Source organism: Paraburkholderia sp. JHI2823, from assembly GCF_038900695.1.
Taxonomy (GTDB): domain Bacteria; phylum Pseudomonadota; class Gammaproteobacteria; order Burkholderiales; family Burkholderiaceae; genus Paraburkholderia; species Paraburkholderia mimosarum.
In genome coordinates, this window is the sequence record NZ_JAYMRY010000071.1 from 1 (window position 1) to 18,080 (window position 18,080).

Genomic DNA, 18,080 nt, shown 5'->3' on the forward strand with positions numbered 1-18,080 from the left:
AAAATAGCCTCAAGCCGCCGAAAGAACGTTGAATTCGCGTTGCGATTGCACAATGCGAAAGTTTGCGACCGGCGGGCGCGTAAATCGAGGAGCGCCGCTTCCGCCGAGGGTGTATTTCCGCAACCTGTTAGGGGAATAACGGGTACGGGCGCGCCGTATTGCAGGTGTGGTACTCGGAATGGATGGTCGAAATGGACATCATCGACATGGCCCGCGCATCGGGATTGACAGTGATCCTCGACGGCAGAATCGGCCGCGAGCAATACCAGAGCGTGTGCGGCTCAGTATCGGCGCTACAGCGATTCGCCGAATCGCTGCGCCAGTGCGCCAAGGATGAGCGCGAACATGACAGCGCCTGCAGCCGTCACCTGGGAGCCGCGCGTCTGGCCGATTATTCAAGCGCTTCGGGGGACTCGCGAAAGTAGCAGGTGTCCCAGCGATACTTGCTCAAATCACGCGATCGGATCGGTGCTGGACCAACGCAGATGCCGATGATGGAGCAGATCAATGGGGTCTCCGAACCGACCGTTTTGTACGAGACGTACGGTGAACGCGGTGCGCGGGCGGTCGAGGGTTCGCATCTAGCCGCTGCGAGCTACCCGAGCGCTCTCGCTGCAACGTTCGAGCGAAATGGCCCGGCTCGGCAGGCGTCAGGTCAACGTGACGATGACTCGTTTTTCAATGCCACGCTCAAGGATCGTGAGCTCCGTTTGGTACGATTGTCCATTCTTTCTGGCTTCGTCGATTGCGGGTAATGAGATTCCCTTGGCCGCCAGTTCAGTCTGCGCTGCGTTTGGCTGCAAACGCCTCGCCATCCACACAACGAGGTTCGGGAAATGAAGACTCTGTTCGCGCTTCTCGTTGATATATTTCTCGATCTTTAACATTTCGGTTCGCGACTATTCGCCACGGAAAAAGTTGTTTCAATACGCGGATGCTCAAAGCTTTGTTTGCCCGTCGAAGTGTTCTCGGTTGGCTAGTGCTTGTCAACGGACGCTGGATGTCAGCTTGACCACGCTCATCCCGAACCTTGGCAAAGCCTTGCCGGAACGTCAAGGCGGGTGAATCGGTGCTTCTGCGACCTGCTCAAGATTGGTGGCGGGAAGAACCCGCGCAATCCGCAAGAAATGGCTCGCCGCGTAGCGCGAACTCCATTCTCGCGGCGCTAGTCGCCGTGGCTCGCCGATGATGCACTGTTGAGAGCCGGCGCTGCCGGCAAGTAACGAAGATGTTTCGCCACGGACATGGGAACTTTGGGCGAGAGCATACCCATGATTGCGAGCGCATAGACGATGGCCGTGACGGTTGCCACGATGCGAACCGGCCGGGCTACCGCCGGGTGGCGGACGACGATGTTCAGGTAGAACCAGATGCCGAGCAATGCGAGCAGCAGCAGACGAGGCATCGGCCTGCATTCATCGCGTCCGGCTTCGGTAACGGACCAGACGAGTGCCACGATGAGGGTGCAGAAGATACTCCAGAGACCGGCCGAGCAGCTTCGCACCATGAGCGTCCCCGATGCGATGAGCGCGAAGCCGGCGATAACGAAGTAGGGTGTCGAGCCCATTGCAACGAGCCATCCGCCAAGCACAGCGAAGGCGGCACCCAGCAATACCAGCACTTCTCCCGTCTCGGCTGGAGAGGTCGCATGTTGGTTGGACATCGAAGCGCCCCCGCTTATACAGATGACTGGCATCGTTGCCTGCGACTGCCGTAGGCGCGCGAGTCGGCGTATCCGTCCGGATATCGGCGATCGCCACGATGTGCGCTGCGAGATTGCGCAATCGCTGTACCTTCTCATGCAACTGCGAGGGACAAATCGAAATCAAAAAATGGGAATTGAAGGCAATCGTCAATCAGGATTTCGAATCAGTGACCAAAGCGTACCTCTGAACGATTGGACGTCTCGGTCATGGATGTAATTTTTGCGGATCTTTGATATTGGCTGACCCGTTGTCGAACGATCTGCCGCGAGATGATCTCCGTCGTGTCAGTTTTCAGGATTAAAGTGCTATAGAAGACTCATCAACTAATATGACGTATGGCGAATCTGCCTAACAAGATATAAGCATCGAGTCGCCATACGTAATTCATACCTCGTGCACGCCAAAATGATCATGCACGATCGGGCAAAAATGCTCAGGGAATAACCTGTTCCTATGTGGCTTGGTTTTGGCGTAAATGAAGGGGTGCTATTTATAGACTTGATTCGATGCGTCGATCGCAATTTTCTGCGAGGGGGAACATGTGAACAGCACATCGCGTCGACAAGTTGCCATGTCGACCAGAAGTCATTGAGGAGCGTAGGCGATGGGGGGAAGTGGAGTACCCATATGTCCCCTGACGCTGCCAGTCGGAACGAACCGGTTATCTATGACGACCATCAACGGCCTGCGGTTGCCCGCTATCGAGGCGCCGGCTGCCACTGTTGTGCGAGCGCCCGTTCGCGCGGCGCCTTCGATCTTCCACGAGCGCTGGTGGCTCGATATCGCCACGCAGGGCAACTGGAAGCTCGCGGTGGTCAAGCAGAACGACGAAATCATCGGCGAGATGCCGTACGCGACGCAGCGCACGGGGCTGTGGCGTATCTCGCGCCTGCCGCCGCTCACGCGCACGCTCGGGCCGGTCATCAAGCCGGTGACGGGCAGCGTGGCGCGCCAGCTGCATCACCGCCTCGACGTCACCGGGCGGCTGATCGAGCAGTTGCCCGACTGCGACAGCTTTTTCCAGGTGCTCGACCCTCGCGTCGACGATGCCCTCGCGTTCGCACTGCATGGCTTCACCGTGTCGGCGCGATACACGTTCCGCATCGGTGCCCAGACCGCGGCTGACGAAGCGTGGGAGCACCTCGCCAGCAAGACGCGCAACGTGATCCGCAGCGCCTCGAGGGAGCTAACCGTCGTGCCGGACCTCGCACCCGACGAATTCATCGCGTTTTATCGCGCGAATCTCGCGGCGCGCTCGCGTACCAACGCGTACGGGGACGAGGTCATGCGCGACCTCGTCAATGCGTTCGTCGAGCGCAAGGCTGGCACGCTGCTTGGCGCGTATGGGAAGGGCCGCAAACTCGTTGCGGCGGTCGGTCTCGTGTGGGACCATCAGGCGATGTATTACCTGCTCTCCTCGCGAGCGCAGGACGCGCACTGCGGCTCGATCAGCCTGCTGCTGTGGACAGGCGTTGGGCGTGCACTGGAGCGCAAGCTCACGTTCGACTTCGACGGCTTTTCGAACCCGTCGACATTCAGCTTTCTCAACGGCTTCGGCGCGACGCTCACGCAGCGGCTTGGCGTCGAGCGACACGGTACGGGCTATTTGCTGGCGCGCACGCTCAAGCGCTGGCTGTCGCCGGCGCGGGTCTTCGTACCGAACCTTTGAGCGGAGTTTCGCACACGGGGTGCAGTGGCGCAGCGATCGCTGTGCACCATGACCGGAGCAGGCGCTATGGCTCAACTTGAGGACATCCTGGTGAAGATCCTGAATCTCGATGCGGAGATCAGGTACTGCATGGCCCATTTGGCAGACGTGGCGCATGGAGCTCATGAGCGCGTTCATCCGTGGATTGATGAAGACCGTAGCAGTCTACTGGTGCGCATGGAGCGCCTCAAAAAACGCCGCGAAATCCATTTCCTAGCACTGAACGCGCTGGTTTCGCGGCGCGCAACCAATCAATTCCTCACCCACGGATGTGGGCAACCGTCGGGCACGCACGCGATGCCCCACGCCGCCATCGCTTTGGAATTGGCGAAATCGCAGGAATGCCAATGAGCTGCTGATTGAAACAGAAGCGCCGGGCCATGACTTCAACGGGATCGGTGCAAACCGTCGCTCCCGGCTTTCTCCATAGCAGCTGTCCATAAGGATGCATTTACGAACAGCCAGCACGATCCACTTTCCGTCCGTCGATGCAATATGCTCATACAAGCCATATAGGAGTTTTTGCCGGCCAGGGAAGGGAGACATGATGGATACGAAAATGGTCGTTCAAAGGCTCACAATCCGGGCCGCCATGGGCAAGCTCAAGATCATCCCGGTTTGGCGATGCCTGGCAAAAAGCGGCGCGAGAGTCGTCCGGTGGAGCGTCTGCGCTGACCGCAACGATGGTACGGACCTGATGACGGTCGACATTATCGAATCTGATCCGGTGTGCACGGAAGAGATCGCCATCGCACTCGGCAGGGCGCCTCTGGAGATGACCGTCACGGCTTTCGTGTTGACGGTGATCTCGGCGTCCAGATCTTCCGGTAAAGCCGGCGGCGAACCCGCACGCAACGCTGCGGATTCGCGCAGAACCGCTCGCCCGGGTCCGAAGCTGACGGTACTTGCGAATGACGGTAACGCCATCTCGCCACGTTCACGAGACTGATCACGCGCAACCGGGGGACGACGACGAACGACCATCCACAGCAGCCAGTCCGAAATAGGTGCGGCACGCCCACTTCGGGCGATTATTGTCGGAGGAATCGAAGCGCTTCGGCATGTAACGCTCGGGTCGCGGAGGCAATGACCGTGCCGTCGAATCGGTCGTCAATTGCATGACCCGACCATGTCGTAATGACGCCGCCAGCACCGAGGACGACAGGTATTAGCGCCATGACATCGTAGATCTCCAGCCCGGCCTCCACGACAAGGTCCACGTGCCCCGAGGCTAACAACGCATAGCCGTAACAATCGGTTCCGAAGCGGGAGATCGAGACAGCGCGCGACAGATTCGAAAAAGCCGCTGACGCATCGCCAACGAATGTCTGCGGGTCCGTCGCGCAAAGTCGCGCGTCGCGCAATTGCTCACACGAGCTGACCTTGCAAGGCACGCCGTTGAGAACGGCGCAATTGCCGTAGCCTAACCAGCGCTCGCGAAGCACGGGGATTTCGATCATGCCGTAGACGGCAATACGCTTGTCGAGCACCGCTACGAGCGTTCCGAAGAGCGGCAGTCCCGCCACGAAACTCTTGGTGCCGTCGATGGGGTCGATCACCCAGGTTACGCCATCGCCAATCTCCCCGCCTTCCTCTTCTCCGACAACATTCGCCGTTGGATACTGGGACACAATGAGTTCACGAAGCCGTCTCTCAATCTCCCGGTCCGCCACTGTGACGGGGCTGTCGTCGGCCTTTGCCGCGATGTCGAGCTTCGTCCGGAAATGCTTCAACGCGAGCGCTCGTGCTTCGTTTCCGAGTAGTTCGAGAAACGTGAAGGTGACCATCGGAGACATGTTCGATTCCTTCATCGCAGAGCATTGCCATGCCTTGTCCGCGCCCGTTGCGAAAGGCTGAACGACAAGGAGGTTCCTGGCCTGTTCATGCTCGCGAAAACTGGGTATCGGCATTTCTACTGGGTATCGGCATTTCTTAATGATATGCGTGTGCGAGATCGTTGCGGATCCGGCGATGTCTGCGCGGCGCCTGCTGCAGACGAAACCGCTCGGTAAGCGCTTGCTGCAGAAAGGGCTGGATGTGGAAGGCGGGTGATATCCGGCTGCGCTGGCTTGGCTGGGCGCAGTCGGACCGCGGTGAACCCGCGGCCTCGTAACCTGATTTGACTCGCATCGAGCCGCATGAAGGCTGCGGTAGCCGCGACCGCCGTTCATCTCTCAGAGGCAACGCGAACACGGTAGCGCTCAGATGCAGCGCGCCTCGACCACGCTTCGTCGCGCGACATGGCGATTCCCATGCTGTCCGGCAGCATCGCTGCCGCTGATGTTCATTTGCAACAGTTGCGGATAACCCCTGTTGACCCATTGTCGTCACATTGCTTAAAGTCGCGCGTTCGCATCAAGAATCAACGTTCTGTATGCGAACAAAATTTACAATGAACAGATTGACGACCGGGTCGCTGGCTTCGGTTGAATTTGGAGATCTTTGCGCTCATGAATCGCACCCTCACAATGACCCGGATCGCCTGCGCGATCGCAGCCCTGGCAAGCGCGCCGGTTTTCGCTCAAAGCAGTGTCACGCTGTACGGTATCGTCGATGCGGGCATCGGCTGGCAAAACAGCTCGACGACGTTGGGCTCGGCCACGTCCACGCCGCCTTCCTCGAAGCCGCTCGCGGGCGGCCGTTCGCAGGTCAAGATGCTCAATGGCATCTGGGCCGGTAACCGTTTCGGCCTGAAAGGCGCGGAAGATCTGGGGGGCGGAACCAAGGCCATTTTCACCCTCGAGCAGGGCTTCTCGATTTCGAACGGCGCACAGCAGTATTCGGGGTTGGGATTCAGCCGCCAGGCATGGGTGGGGGTGACGAACGGTGCGTACGGCACGCTGACGGCCGGCCGCCAGTACACCTCGTATTACACGCTGCTGTCGCCGTACAGCCCCACCACCTGGCTGACCGGTGCATACGGCGCGCACCCCGGTGATATCGACTCGCTCGATACGCTCTACCGCGCCAACAACTCGCTGGTCTATACGTCGCCGAGCATGCACGGTCTGACGATCGGTGGTTCGTATTCGCTGGGCGGCAACCCGGGCAGCTTCAGCGCCGGGCAAACATGGAGCGTGGCGGCACAGTACCTGAACGGCCCGTTCGGTATCGCTGCAGGCATCCAGCGCATCGACAACGCCAACAACGGCGGCCCGACGTGGAACTCCGCGACGTCGAACAACGGCGCGCAGCCGGCAGTGTCCGCTATCAACAACGGCTTCCAGACGGCAGCCAAGCAGCAGCGCATTGCGGTGACGGGCGGCTACGCGTTCAATTCGCAGTGGGACGTTTCGTTCTCATACTCGAACGTGCAATACGCACCGGGCGTGAACTCGTTCTTCCACAACACCGCGATCTGGAACACGGGCGGCGCCGTGCTGCACTTCAAGCCGACCGCGGCGCTCGACCTGGCCGCTGGCTATAGCTACACGCGCGCGACGGAATCGAACGGCATCACGAGCGCGGCCAGCTACAACCAGTTCGTCCTGTCGCAGTACTACAGCCTGTCCAAGCGCACCGGCCTGTATGCGCTGGAAGCGTATCAGCGTGCCAACGGCCAGACACTCGCAGCTGACGGCAAGACCGTCATCAACGCAACGGCAAGCATTGGTGACGGCCAGAACGGCGCACCTGCGTCGTCGCACAGCCAGGTTGCCGTAGGCGCGGGTATTATCCACAGGTTCTAAACGCCGTACGCTTATAGAAAAATCAAGGGGCTCGTATTCACGAGCCCCTTCGTACTCAGGAGACCTTCATGAGCCGCAGCACCGCTGTGAACGTTCAAACCTTCATCAACGAGCATCCCTTTTCGCCGTTTCAGTGGCTGGTCTTTTTCATGTGTTTCATCATCGTCTTGCTGGACGGTTTTGACACGGCCGCGATCGGTTTCATTGCGCCTTCGTTGATCGCCGAATGGGGCATCGCCAAACCGGCGCTCGCTCCGGTGCTGAGCGCCGCGCTGTTCGGTCTCGCGTGCGGCGCGCTCGGCTCCGGCCCGTTGTCCGACCGCCTCGGACGACGCGTGATGCTGATCGGCTCCGTGCTGCTGTTCGGTGTCGCGTGCCTGGTTTCGGCTTTCTCGACCAGCATCGAGGAGCTGACCGCGCTGCGCTTCATCACGGGCGTCGGCCTTGGCGCGGCGATGCCGAACGCGGTGACGATGATGGGCGAATACTGCCCGGACCGGCGTCGCGCAACCGTGATCAATCTGATGTTCTGCGGCTTTCCGCTTGGCGCTGCGTTCGGCGGTTTTCTCGCCGCGTGGATGATTCCGCATTTCGGCTGGCGTAGCGTGCTGCAACTCGGCGGTGTCACGCCACTGCTGCTGCTCGTCTTGCTGGTCACCCAATTGCCGGAGTCGGTCCGCTACATGGTCGCCAACAACAAGCCGGTCGAACGGATTCGCGCGGCGCTCGCGCGCATTTCTGGCGACGCGGTGCAGGCCGCCACCTTCACGATGACGGAAAGCGCGCCGCAAACCGGCGGCAAGGGCCTGGGCGTGGTGCTGTCGCGTTCGTACATCATCGGCTCGGTGATGCTGTGGGTCGCCTATTTCATGGGCCTCGTGATCTTTTATGCGTCGATCAACTGGATGCCGATCCTGCTGAAGGATGCCGGCCTCAATCCGCAACGCGCAACACTGATCTCCGCGCTGTTCCCGCTCGGCGGCGTCGGTGCGGTGCTGTGCGGCGTACTGATGGACCGCTTCAACGCAAACCGGATCATCGCAGCCTGCTATGCGCTGACCGCGGTGAGCGTGTACTTCATCGGACAGGCGGCCGGCAACGTGGGTGCGCTCGTGTTCATCGTGTTCGTCGCGGGCGTGCTGATGAATACCGCGCAATCGTCGATGCCCGCGCTCGCCGCCGCGTTTTATCCGACCCAGGGCCGCGGCACGGGCGTCGCGTGGATGCTCGGTGTCGGCCGTTTCGGCGGGATCGCGGGGTCGTTCCTCGTGGCCGAACTGACACGCCGCCACTTCACGTTCGGCGGCATATTCGCGACGATCGCGGTGGCGGGCCTGCTGTCGTGTGTCGCGCTGCTCATCAAGCAAATGGCACGACCTCATGTGACGGAGCCGAACGCAACAAAGGCGCAGTCGTTCGGACATTGAACGAACGAAACGGCGTCACTATCGTGACGGCGGTGTAACGGCATGAGCATGATTTGACGACCCGGTCGCTCGCGCGCCCGGGTCGTTTTTCAATTGGCGACGCATCGAGACGTGCGTGCAGTCGTTCAAGGCAGCGGGAAGTCACGCAAAGGCCGTTGGCGCGGCTTGTATGAAAGACAACAAGAATGCGCCTGCTCACCGGAACTTCGATTCTCGAGCCGGAGGGCGGCGGCGTGTTTACTTTCCGGATATTCGCAAACCTGCATTCGGATCCCTACCGATTAGTGATTTCCCGATGAAATGGGCGATGTTGGCAGACGATTCTTGAACTAGACTCTAACTCTTGCTAAGTTTCAGAGACACTTTCCATGTAAGTTGATGCGGCGATCGATAAGCAAAGGGGCATTTATGGCTATCGTCGTACACAACATCACCGCGAACCTTTCGAGCCGGAGCGTAGCGTGACGGCGAGCGATGCCGCGCCCGCTGCGGGCGGCTGGCGGCATATCGTGCGCGCGCAGGGCATCAGTCTTTCCTACGGCAAGATTCGCGCGCTCTCCGGCATCGACCTCGCCATTGGCAGGAACGAAATCGTCGGCCTCATCGGCGATAACGGCGCGGGTAAGTCGACGCTCATCAAGGTGCTGACTGGCGTCGTGCGGCCGAGCACGGGCAAGCTGTTCATCCGGGACGAAGAAGTCGACTGGAGCCGCTTTTCCGTGCGTGAGGCGCACCGATTGCGCTTCGAGACGGTATATCAGGAGAAGTCGCTAGGCGAGAAGCAGCCGCTGTGGCGCAATTTCTTCGTCGGCCGGCAAATCACCAACCGATTCGGCTTCATCAATGTCGCCGAAGAACGGCGCATTGCCAACGATATTCTGAAGCATCAGCTCGGTTTCCGCGGCGTGGGAATCGACGCAGATTCGTTGATTGCGAAACTTTCCGGTGGCGAGCGTCAGGGCGTCGCGATTGGACGGGCGATGTATTTCGAAAGCGATCTGATCGTTCTCGACGAACCGACCGTCGCGCTTGCCATTAGCGAGGTGCGAAAGGTGCTCGATTTCGTGCGCTCGATAAAAGAATCCGGCCGCGCCTGCATCTATATCGAGCATAACCTTGCCCACGTGCACGAGCTCGCCGATCGACTGGTCGTGCTCGATCGTGGCCGGATCGTCGCGGATATCAAGTCCGGTGAGATGAGCCTCGAGGACCTGACGCGGTTCTTGATTTCGCTGCAGCAGAGCGGACACGGGCCGGCGCCGGTTGCAGGGGCAAAGCCGTGAGTGATCCGATAAAGGAAAAACGGCTGGCGCGGTTAGTGTTCTTCCGCCTGCCGCGTGTTGCCCGCGTGGAAGGATTGCCGAGCCTGGTCGTATTTGCGTTGGTCGTCGGCCTGTTCATGGCAACCGCGCCACGGGTTTTTCTGGGCTGGCCAATTTACTTTTCATTTCTCACGACCGTGCCGCCGTTGGCCGTGCTGGCGATCGGGCTCACGCTGGTGATCGCGGCAGGGGAGATCGATCTGTCCTTCCCCTCGGTGATGGCCTTCTCGGGGTTTCTCTTCGCCTGGTGCGTGAACACCACGGGATCGGCCTGGCTAGCCATTATTGCGGCGTTGGCCGGCGGCGCGCTGGTCGGCGTGGTGAACGGGGTGTTGGTCGCGGTGGTCGGTGTGCCGTCGATCATCGTGACGATCGGCACGCAGTTTCTTTGGGCAGGTGTTGCTTCGATCCTTTCGGGCGGGCTATCCAATGCGCTGCAGCAGCTCGCCAGCGGCTCGGCCTATGCGGTATTTGCGGGCACGTTGTTCGATATGGTCCCGATGCAGTCGCTCTGGGCGCTCGGGCTCGCTGTGTTCATGTGGTTCATCCTCAATCGTCACCGTTTTGGCGAGCACGTGCTGTTCATCGGAGACAACCGCAACGTGGCAAAGGTGGTGGGCATCAATGTGCCGCGCGAGACGGTGAAACTGTTCACGCTGATGGGTGTGCTGGCGGGTTTCGCCACGGTCCTGCTCACACTCGAGAATCTGAATTACTTCTCGACACAGGGGCAGGGCTACCTGCTGCCGGCGCTGGCCGGCGTGTTCATCGGCGGGACCTCGGTGTTCGGCGGCACGGCGACGATCGTCGGTACGTTCTTCGGCACATTCGTGATCGGCATGCTGGAGGCCGGAATCGTAGCCACCGGGATCGCCGGTTTCTGGGTCCAGGCGATCGAGGGCGTGGTGTTCATTGTCGCCGTGATTCTGCATCTGTTGGTCGAGAATCCCGCCAGGCTGCGCGCGTTGCGCGAAAAACTGAGCTTTGGAGGGAGATAAAGCCGTTAAATCAGGAATAGGAGCAGAAATGAACAAGATCATGACGGGATTACTCCTGGGTGCGAGCGTTCTTGCGTTCGGCTTCGCATCGATGGCCGGTGCCACCGAACCCACCACCGCCGGGCAGCTCGGCAACGGTATGACGATGTATATGCAGATGGGCGGAAACCCCGGCGACGGCGCGACGCTCCCACGTCAGACCGGGGCTGCGGACGCGGGCCATGCCTTCGGCATCAAGGTGATCGAGCAGTTCTCGGCCTGGAGCCCGGAGACGATGCTTGCGCAATTTCGCCAGGCGATGGCGGCGCATCCCACCTGCATCGGCATCATGGGACATCCGGGGGATCCCGCTTTCGCGCCGCTGATCAAGCAGGCCGTAGACCAGGGCATCATTGTTACCGTTGGCAATACGCCGCTGCCTGAAAACCAGAAGCTCTACGACGCGAAGGGCTTCGGTTACGCCGGCGTCGAACTCTACATAGGCGGCCAGATTACCGCTCAGGCGATGCTGAACGCCGGACTCAAGAAAGGCGACGAGGCGCTCGAATACGGTGTCTTCAACGAGAGCGTGCGCAGCCAGTCCGACCGTGGCCTTGCCGAGACGCTGGAGAAGGCCGGCGTGAAGGTCACCCGGCTCAATATCTCACCTCAGGTGGATGCCGATTCGTCGCTCGCCGTGCCGATCCTCGTCGCCTTCATTCAGGCGCACCCTGATCTGAAGGCGATCGGCACCCAGCACGGCGGCGTGACCGGGTTCGTTCCGCAGGCGCTCCAGCAGGCTGGCAAGAAGCCGGGGCAAATCATCGTGGGTGGCATCGATCTGGCGCCCGCTACGATTGCCGGTTTGCAGAACAAATACCTTACCGCGACGCTCGACCAGCAACTCTATCTGCAGGGCTTTCTGCCGGTCACGCAGTGTGTGCTCTCCGCTGCGTATCACTTCGCAGGACTGACGATCAATACCGGCGCCGGTGTCCAGACCCCCGCGACGATCGACTCGCTCATTCCGTTAATCAAGCGAGGGATCCGCTAACGAAGGGCAATGCGTGTCCCGGCGCGGCTGGCCGCGCCGGGCGCACGGCCAGTAGGTGTTTGTACCAATGCGAAAAGGAATATCGCACAAAGCCAATATTTCATTAGAAGGTTATCGGGCTTCTCCCTAGACTGTGCCGAGCAACTCGCGCGAACGGGGTTCTCTGCGACTACGGTTCGCGCGGTTGTCTCACAGAAAAACTCCGGCAGGTGGCGGCGCCCTGGGAACAGGAACGCTGATTGGCGTAGCGCTACCGGACGGGTGTATGCGATCGATGGCACGGCTATCGTCCGTTGGATCGAGGAGGAGAACGTGCTCAGTTCACGGGAGCGGGCCTTACGCAAACCGGCGTTCGTCAATGCGGGGCTGGCGGGAGCGCCCGAGTGCGACGCCGCCGAAAGGGTGGCTCGGCAAGCGACGCTTTCAAACGCGCACCTGAGACTCGGTGTGGAGGCAGGGGTACACGGCGGGGTTGGGCAACTGGAGTGGAATGACCGTGGGATATGGACGCCCATCCTTCGACAGGCGGATCGGCCGGGCCCTATCACGACTCCCCGTCGACTCTCGTGTCAGCCGTCCATCTGGCTCTCGGACGCCGCGCAGGGCATCCGGCGTTCTGCGGCGCCGTCGGCGTTACGGCCCGTCGCCAGGCGCATGCCGATTTCGGTGACGGATATTGCCGCGACGAACGATTGGCTGATCGACTCGAGCGCAGAAAGATCCCTCCGTTTGATCACGGAGACGACAAAACATTATCGGGCGATTCAGACGTACGAACTCGACGGGCCGACACTGCATATCGCCGTCGATTTAGAGAATATCGGGAGCACGCCGCTACAGTGCGGAATCGAAATCAGGCCGCTCCTCGTGCGAGATCCGGATACACGCATAAGCGCACCGGCGGGCGGGATCTGGATTGCCCGAGGTTCGGGAAATGCTCCCACGCTCGTTCCGGCGCCCTTCGCTTGGCAATTCGGCGTGGCCTACCCTTTGCCCGCGAAGCCGGTTGACCACACATTCACTGGCTGGGGAGGGAAAGCGCTGGTCGAATGGCCTGCGCGGCAATTCTCCCTCGCGATTTTGGGAAACACGGACTGCTATCGTCTTCGTGCATTTCCGGATGAGGATTCTTTTTCCTTCCAGGTGATGAATGATCAATCGGGACACCGCTACGTGAGGGATGACGAAGTGTCCGGGCTAACCGTTCTCGCCGCGGGAGAAACGCTCAGTCGTCGCGTCTGCTTCAAGGTCGAACGTCTCGCTTCTCTGTCGAAAACCACGCGCGGCTCGACGCCCTCATGATGCGGCGTTCCAGATCGATTCTTTCATATCAATAAAAAAAGACATCAGGCTGTCATCGGGGGAAATATGTTCAAGGGGTTCAGCATCAAAAGCGGGCTGACCTGCGTCATTGCGGTGTTTGTCGCCATTCTCGCTGTGACGAGTTCCGCGGGAATGCTGGCGCTGAAGCTGAACAACGACGCGCTGCGAGCAATGTATGAAGACGACACCCGTTCGTTGATTGCGCTGAAGACCAGTGACGCACTGCTTCAGCGTGCCCGCGTCTCGCTAAACAGCTACCTCTCGTTGTATGGCCTGGGCGATCCCGAGCCGGACCTGCTTTCGGGCGCACGGCAGGATCTGAAGGATTCCGAAGCAGAGTTTTCAAAGTATCTGTCACTGCAACAGAGCGTCGATTCAGAAAAGGCGAAGCAACTGGCGGCGCGGCGCCGGGCTGTCCTCGACACGGCAGTCCTGCCGGCCGCTGATGCGCTCGGCAGCATGGATTTCGGCCGTTTCAAGGAGCTTCAAGGGAAGGCAACCCAGGACGCGGTGGCATCTTATCAGCGTGCAATGAAGGAGCGGGAGAACGCGGTCGTCGATGCGCAACGGGAGCGTTTCGAAGAGGCGCAGTCGCGCTTTCACTTGATGGTTGCCATGCTCGCGGGAACGGCGATCGTCGCGCTTGCCGTGGGAATACTCGCGAGGCGGATCCTCGTCGGAATCGTCGTGCACCCTGTGGCTGAAATCAAGGCGCATCTCGCGCGCATTGCTTCAGGCAATCTTCAGGGTGACGTGCTGGCCGGAAGCCGGAACGAAATGGGTATGCTCATGGCTGACGTCAGGACGATGCAGGAGGCGTTGGTGCGAACGGTCCGTAGCGTTCGCAGCGGAACGGAAACCATCAATGTCGGTGCGCAGGAGATTGCATCGGGCAGCGCGGATCTCTCCCGGCGAACCGAGCAGCAGGCGGCTTCGCTGGAGCTTGCGGCCGCGAATATGGGGCAGTTGACGCGGGCCGTCAAAAAGAATGCCGAGACAGCCGATACCGTGAGTCGACAGGCGTTGGCCGCGTCCCAGACAGCCTCCGCGGGCGGCGAGGTGGTTCACGAGGTGGTTCGGACGATGCAGGGAATATCGGTGCATTCGAGCAAGGTCGCCGAAATCGTCGGTCTGATCGAAAGCATTGCGTTCCAGACGAACATCCTGGCGCTGAACGCCGCCGTCGAGGCCGCGCGGGCAGGAGAACTCGGGCGCGGATTCGCGGTCGTCGCGAGTGAAGTCAGGAGCCTGGCACAACGAAGTGCCCAGGCGGCCAAGGAGATCAAGCATTTGATCGACGCCACCGTTGGAAAGATCGACGAAGGTTCGTTGCTCGCGCAGCGGGCAGGCTCGATCATGACCGAGGTCGTGTCGTCAGTCTCGGCGGTAAGCGGTTTGATGGCCGAACTGCACCGGGCGACCGAGGAGCAGAGCCGCGACATTGAACAGGTGAGCGGCGCAGTCGTGCAGATGGATACAACGACTCAGCAAAATGCCGCGCTCGTCGAGCAGGCTGCCGCCGCGGCCCAGTCGCTCAAGGAGCAGGCCGCGCTGCTCGACGATGTGGTGTCTGAGTTCAAGATTGCTTCCAGCATGTCCTGATTTCCTGGTCGGCGCGGTCGTCGCGGCATCCAGTGCCGGGGGCGACGTGCCGGGCATCGACTAGATGCGGCTAGAAGTGACTTCGCGCCGCGTCAGCGGCCTGTCCTGACCTCAAGCGTCGGACCGCAGCAAGCTGCCGCGCAAACGGCTTCCCGCCTCGACACTGCTTCGACGCCTCCCCACGCGCGCCGCGGCACACCTCATCGCAGCGGCGGAAGCGATGTTCGTCCCAACCCCCTCCCTTTTTTGACCTGCATCAATGGATTGGGAGCATCCGCTTTCGGGTGTCACAAATTAAAAAGTTGCTGTCCCAAACGAGAAAGTCAAGCGGATCGGGAAGTCCTAACCTTATCTCCACGCGAGTCCTGTACGCGCCCAGAACGAACGGAGACAAGGAGTCCACGCATGGCCCTCACTGAGCAGCGGTACCCAACGATTCGCAAGCTGATGGTGAACATTTAAGGAGAAGCGATGCGAATCGAACAATTGACCTGTTCCATCGGCGCCGAACTAATCGGCGTCAATCTGGCCGATGCCGTTCACGACAACGGCCTCTTCGCCGCGATCAAGGCGGCTTTGCTGCGACACAAGGTGCTGTTTCTGCGCGATCAGAACATCAGTCGTGCTGAGCATGTCGCCTTCGCACGCCGGTTCGGCGAACTGGAGGATCATCCGGTGGCGCCGTTTCACCCGGACGCCCCAGGCCTCGTGCAGATCTACAAGTCGCCCGAGCAACCCAACGACCGCTACGAGAACGCGTGGCACACCGACGCGACGTGGCGCGACGCGCCACCGATGGGCTGTGTGCTGCGTTGTATCGAGGGTCCGGACGTGGGCGCCGACACGATGTGGGCCAACATGGTGCTTGCTTACGAAAAGCTGCCGGAAGAGGTGAAACGCAAGATCGCCGGGCTGCGTGCTCGCCACAGCATCGAGGCCAGCTTCGGTGCGGCGATGCCGATCGAGAAGCGTCTCGCGCTCAAGGCGCAGTATCCGGACGCCGAGCACCCGGTGGTGCGCGAGCATCCCGAGACTGCCGAGAACATCCTGTTCGTCAATGCGTTCACCACGCACTTCACCAACTTCCATACAGCGGCGAACGTGCGCTATGGACAAGATGCCAACCCCGGTGCGGGCGATCTGCTGCGTTATCTGGTGAGCCAGGCATTCATTCCGGAGTACCAGGTGCGCTGGCGCTGGAAGCCCAACAGCATGGCGATCTGGGATAACCGCTCCACCCAGCATTACGCGGTCATGGACTATCCGCCATGCCATCGCAAGATGGAACGCGCAGGCATCGTCGGTGACCGTCCGTTCGGTCCCGGAGAGCGCGCGGCGTAAGTGGCGCGCGTTGACCGATCATCCCCAAGTCAAACACCGGCCCGCACATCGTCGGGCTCATGCAAGGAGACAGCCGTGAACTTCATGGACGATTCGTGGTTCCCCGAGAATCAACAAAAGCTGTGCATCTGCGCCGCGCCCTATGGGCCGGAGTGGCTTCCCTCGGACTTTCCGGAAGACATTCCGGTGAGCATCAAGGATCAGGTGCAGAAGGCCGTAGACTGCTACAACGCCGGTGCAACCGTGCTGCACGTTCATGTTCGCGAAGAGGACGGGAAGGGCTCCAAGCGCCTGTCGAAGTTCAACGAGCTGCTCGCCGGGCTGCGCGAAGCGGTACCCGACATGATTCTGCAAGTCGGCGGCTCGATCTCGTTCGCGCCCGAGAACGAAGGCGATGCGGCGAAGTGGCTCAGCGACGATACCCGTCACATGCTGGCCGAGCTGCTTCCGAAGCCCGATCAGGTGACCATCGCGATCAATACCAACCAGATGAACGTCTGCGAGAAGATGACGGCCGCTGATGTTACCGGCACGTCGCTGGGCGAGCCGAAGATGTACGAGGCGTATCGCGAAATGACCATTCCCGCCGGGCCTGCATGGATGGAGGAGCATCTGCGGCGTCTTCAGGCGAAGCGCATCCAGACCGAGTTTCAGCTTGGCGACGTCGCGCAGCTCGAGACCGTCGAGCGCATGATGCGTCGTGGCGTCTACCGCGGACCGCTGAAGCTGACCTATGTGATGATCGGCGGCGGCTTCGATGGCGCCAATCCTTATACGCTGATGAACTTCATCCGTCATGTGCCGGACGGCGCGATCCTGACGCTGGAATCGTCGATGCGCCATGTGTTGCCGATCAACATGATGGCGATTGCGATGGGCCTGCATGTGCGTTGCGGCATCGAGGACAACATCTGGACGCAGGACCACGCGAGCAAGATGAGCACGGTCGCGCAGATCGAGCAGCTGGTGCGCATTTCGCGCGAATTCGGACGCGAGATCGCCACGGGCAAGGAAGCGCGCAAGATCTATAAGGTCGATGAGTTCTACGACGGCGTCGACGAGACGCTGGCCAAGGTCGGCTTCGCACCCAATCGCAAGCCTGGTCAGCGCGGCTTCACGCTCCACGCCTGACAACATCGCGGGGTTCCCTGGCGCGTGGCGACGCGTCGGGGCCCGTTGGCGTGCTCCCGCGGCGCTTTCGCCACTGAGAGGGGCTGGTATCGAATGTCTTCGCAAACCAGCTGGAAAAAGCGCTGGGCACCGAAAACCCCAGCAGTGTGGCGACCTCCGATAATGCGAGGTCGCTGCCCGCCACGAGCCGGTCGGCCAATTCCATCCGTGTCGATTGCAGCAGCCCGCGGAACGATTCACCTTCGCTCACCAGATGTCGGTGGACTGTCCGGCGATCGACGCCCAGATGATCGGCGAGTTGCTGTGCCGTGCAACGGCCGCTTGCCAGCATGGCGGCAATGAACTGCTGCGCCGTCGCGCTCGAGCTTGGGCGTTGCTGCGCAAGCACCTGATCGAGGTACCGGACAGCGAAGCGGGTCACGTCACGCTTGCCACGCGGCAGGGGCCGGTTCAGATCGGCCGCGCGACATACCATGCCGTCGAATTCCGCGTTGAAGGTAATGGGGATGCCGAAGAATTTGCGGTGGGGCTTGCTGTCTATCGGCGGCCTGTGTGTGAAGCACACTTGCACCGGCTTCCAGACCGAGCCTAGCAGTTCGGCGATGATCCGGTAGACGATCCCCACCGTCATTTCGAGCGCCTGGCGGGTATGGGCCGAGCGTGGCAACAGAATGTAAGTCAGAATGATTTTCCGTGAGGCGGAGGCTGGCCTGCCGTAGGAAGTCAAACGCGGGTTAGCATGACTGCCAGAGCCGCACGGTGTGGACAGGGCCCACACCCGGCGATTTCCGAGACGGAGG

Annotated in this window: 17 protein-coding genes; 13 read left to right on the top strand and 4 right to left on the bottom strand. The window is 60.8% G+C overall.

What is annotated here, in order from left to right:
• The first annotated feature begins 191 nt into the window (after positions 1 to 191).
• Positions 192 to 425: a hypothetical protein gene (locus VSR34_RS36065; RefSeq protein WP_342964953.1), complete on the top strand. Its 234-nt coding sequence runs from the start codon at positions 192 to 194 to the stop codon at positions 423 to 425.
• Positions 426 to 650: 225 nt separating this feature from the next.
• Here the strand turns inward: VSR34_RS36065 and VSR34_RS36070 are convergent, their stop codons facing one another.
• Together VSR34_RS36070 and VSR34_RS36075 are read right to left on the bottom strand one after the other, a co-directional pair.
• Positions 651 to 887 (bottom strand): hypothetical protein, encoded by a 237-nt coding sequence (locus VSR34_RS36070; protein WP_342964954.1) that lies wholly within the window; start codon positions 885 to 887, stop codon positions 651 to 653.
• 278 nt (positions 888 to 1,165) lie between these two features.
• Positions 1,166 to 1,663, bottom strand: coding sequence for a hypothetical protein (locus tag VSR34_RS36075; RefSeq protein WP_342964955.1), 498 nt, complete (start codon positions 1,661 to 1,663; stop codon positions 1,166 to 1,168).
• 710 nt (positions 1,664 to 2,373) lie between these two features.
• On the opposite strand from VSR34_RS36075, the gene VSR34_RS36080 reads away from it, so the two are divergent.
• From VSR34_RS36080 to VSR34_RS36090, 3 genes are all read left to right on the top strand, one after another.
• The gene (locus VSR34_RS36080; RefSeq protein WP_028214552.1) at positions 2,374 to 3,375 is read left to right on the top strand and encodes a GNAT family N-acetyltransferase; all 1,002 of its coding nucleotides are present in this window, start codon (positions 2,374 to 2,376) and stop codon (positions 3,373 to 3,375) included.
• A 66-nt stretch (positions 3,376 to 3,441) separates the two neighbouring features.
• Complete coding sequence (locus VSR34_RS36085; RefSeq protein WP_342964956.1) at positions 3,442 to 3,765, top strand: hypothetical protein; 324 nt, start codon at positions 3,442 to 3,444, stop codon at positions 3,763 to 3,765.
• Between the two features lie 193 nt (positions 3,766 to 3,958).
• Positions 3,959 to 4,363: a hypothetical protein gene (locus tag VSR34_RS36090; RefSeq protein WP_036046396.1), complete on the top strand. Its 405-nt coding sequence runs from the start codon at positions 3,959 to 3,961 to the stop codon at positions 4,361 to 4,363.
• Between the two features lie 82 nt (positions 4,364 to 4,445).
• Here VSR34_RS36090 and VSR34_RS36095 read toward each other — a convergent pair whose 3' ends face one another.
• A complete protein-coding gene (locus tag VSR34_RS36095; protein ID WP_342964957.1) occupies positions 4,446 to 5,210 on the bottom strand; it encodes an inositol monophosphatase family protein in 765 nt (254 codons plus the stop codon).
• Positions 5,211 to 5,882: 672 nt separating this feature from the next.
• Here VSR34_RS36095 and VSR34_RS36100 point away from each other — a divergent pair.
• The 9 genes from VSR34_RS36100 to VSR34_RS36140 all read left to right on the top strand — a co-directional run bounded on the left by VSR34_RS36100 (position 5,883) and on the right by VSR34_RS36140 (position 17,280).
• Entirely contained in the window at positions 5,883 to 7,103 is a 1,221-nt protein-coding gene (locus tag VSR34_RS36100) for a porin (protein WP_342964962.1), read from the top strand.
• A gap of 68 nt (positions 7,104 to 7,171) precedes the next feature.
• On the top strand, positions 7,172 to 8,530 hold the full coding sequence (locus tag VSR34_RS36105; protein WP_028214547.1) for an MFS transporter: 1,359 nt from the start codon (positions 7,172 to 7,174) through the stop codon (positions 8,528 to 8,530).
• A 509-nt stretch (positions 8,531 to 9,039) separates the two neighbouring features.
• Entirely contained in the window at positions 9,040 to 9,813 is a 774-nt protein-coding gene (locus VSR34_RS36110) for an ATP-binding cassette domain-containing protein (protein ID WP_238328098.1), read from the top strand.
• Complete coding sequence (locus VSR34_RS36115; RefSeq protein WP_342964958.1) at positions 9,810 to 10,850, top strand: ABC transporter permease; 1,041 nt, start codon at positions 9,810 to 9,812, stop codon at positions 10,848 to 10,850. The genes VSR34_RS36110 and VSR34_RS36115 overlap by 4 nt, the downstream gene beginning before the upstream one ends.
• 28 nt (positions 10,851 to 10,878) lie before the next feature.
• A complete protein-coding gene (locus VSR34_RS36120; protein ID WP_342964959.1) occupies positions 10,879 to 11,883 on the top strand; it encodes a substrate-binding domain-containing protein in 1,005 nt (334 codons plus the stop codon).
• A 654-nt stretch (positions 11,884 to 12,537) separates the two neighbouring features.
• Positions 12,538 to 13,185 (top strand): hypothetical protein, encoded by a 648-nt coding sequence (locus VSR34_RS36125; protein ID WP_154671383.1) that lies wholly within the window; start codon positions 12,538 to 12,540, stop codon positions 13,183 to 13,185.
• A gap of 66 nt (positions 13,186 to 13,251) precedes the next feature.
• Positions 13,252 to 14,808: a methyl-accepting chemotaxis protein gene (locus VSR34_RS36130; protein ID WP_028214542.1), complete on the top strand. Its 1,557-nt coding sequence runs from the start codon at positions 13,252 to 13,254 to the stop codon at positions 14,806 to 14,808.
• 471 nt (positions 14,809 to 15,279) lie between these two features.
• Complete coding sequence (locus VSR34_RS36135) at positions 15,280 to 16,149, top strand: TauD/TfdA family dioxygenase (RefSeq protein ID WP_028214541.1); 870 nt, start codon at positions 15,280 to 15,282, stop codon at positions 16,147 to 16,149.
• A gap of 75 nt (positions 16,150 to 16,224) precedes the next feature.
• Positions 16,225 to 17,280 (top strand): 3-keto-5-aminohexanoate cleavage protein, encoded by a 1,056-nt coding sequence (locus VSR34_RS36140; RefSeq protein ID WP_342964960.1) that lies wholly within the window; start codon positions 16,225 to 16,227, stop codon positions 17,278 to 17,280.
• On the opposite strand, the gene VSR34_RS36145 is transcribed toward VSR34_RS36140, so the two are convergent.
• Positions 17,264 to 18,080 (bottom strand): AraC family transcriptional regulator ligand-binding domain-containing protein (locus tag VSR34_RS36145; RefSeq protein WP_342964961.1); only part of this gene is annotated, 817 nt, incomplete at its 5' end. The genes VSR34_RS36140 and VSR34_RS36145 overlap by 17 nt on opposite strands.

Excerpts from the sequence above, each read along its gene's own strand:
- VSR34_RS36065 (WP_342964953.1), top strand. The coding sequence starts at position 192 with ATGGACATCATCGACATGGCCCGCGCATCGGGATTGACAGTGATCCTC.
- VSR34_RS36070 (WP_342964954.1), bottom strand. The coding sequence starts at position 887 with ATGTTAAAGATCGAGAAATATATCAACGAGAAGCGCGAACAGAGTCTT.
- VSR34_RS36075 (WP_342964955.1), bottom strand. The coding sequence starts at position 1,663 with ATGTCCAACCAACATGCGACCTCTCCAGCCGAGACGGGAGAAGTGCTG.
- VSR34_RS36080 (WP_028214552.1), top strand. The coding sequence starts at position 2,374 with ATGACGACCATCAACGGCCTGCGGTTGCCCGCTATCGAGGCGCCGGCT.
- VSR34_RS36085 (WP_342964956.1), top strand. The coding sequence starts at position 3,442 with ATGGCTCAACTTGAGGACATCCTGGTGAAGATCCTGAATCTCGATGCG.
- VSR34_RS36090 (WP_036046396.1), top strand. The coding sequence starts at position 3,959 with ATGATGGATACGAAAATGGTCGTTCAAAGGCTCACAATCCGGGCCGCC.
- VSR34_RS36095 (WP_342964957.1), bottom strand. The coding sequence starts at position 5,210 with ATGTCTCCGATGGTCACCTTCACGTTTCTCGAACTACTCGGAAACGAA.
- VSR34_RS36100 (WP_342964962.1), top strand. The coding sequence starts at position 5,883 with ATGACCCGGATCGCCTGCGCGATCGCAGCCCTGGCAAGCGCGCCGGTT.
- VSR34_RS36105 (WP_028214547.1), top strand. The coding sequence starts at position 7,172 with ATGAGCCGCAGCACCGCTGTGAACGTTCAAACCTTCATCAACGAGCAT.
- VSR34_RS36120 (WP_342964959.1), top strand. The coding sequence starts at position 10,879 with ATGAACAAGATCATGACGGGATTACTCCTGGGTGCGAGCGTTCTTGCG.
- VSR34_RS36125 (WP_154671383.1), top strand. The coding sequence starts at position 12,538 with ATGCCGATTTCGGTGACGGATATTGCCGCGACGAACGATTGGCTGATC.
- VSR34_RS36130 (WP_028214542.1), top strand. The coding sequence starts at position 13,252 with ATGTTCAAGGGGTTCAGCATCAAAAGCGGGCTGACCTGCGTCATTGCG.
- VSR34_RS36135 (WP_028214541.1), top strand. The coding sequence starts at position 15,280 with ATGCGAATCGAACAATTGACCTGTTCCATCGGCGCCGAACTAATCGGC.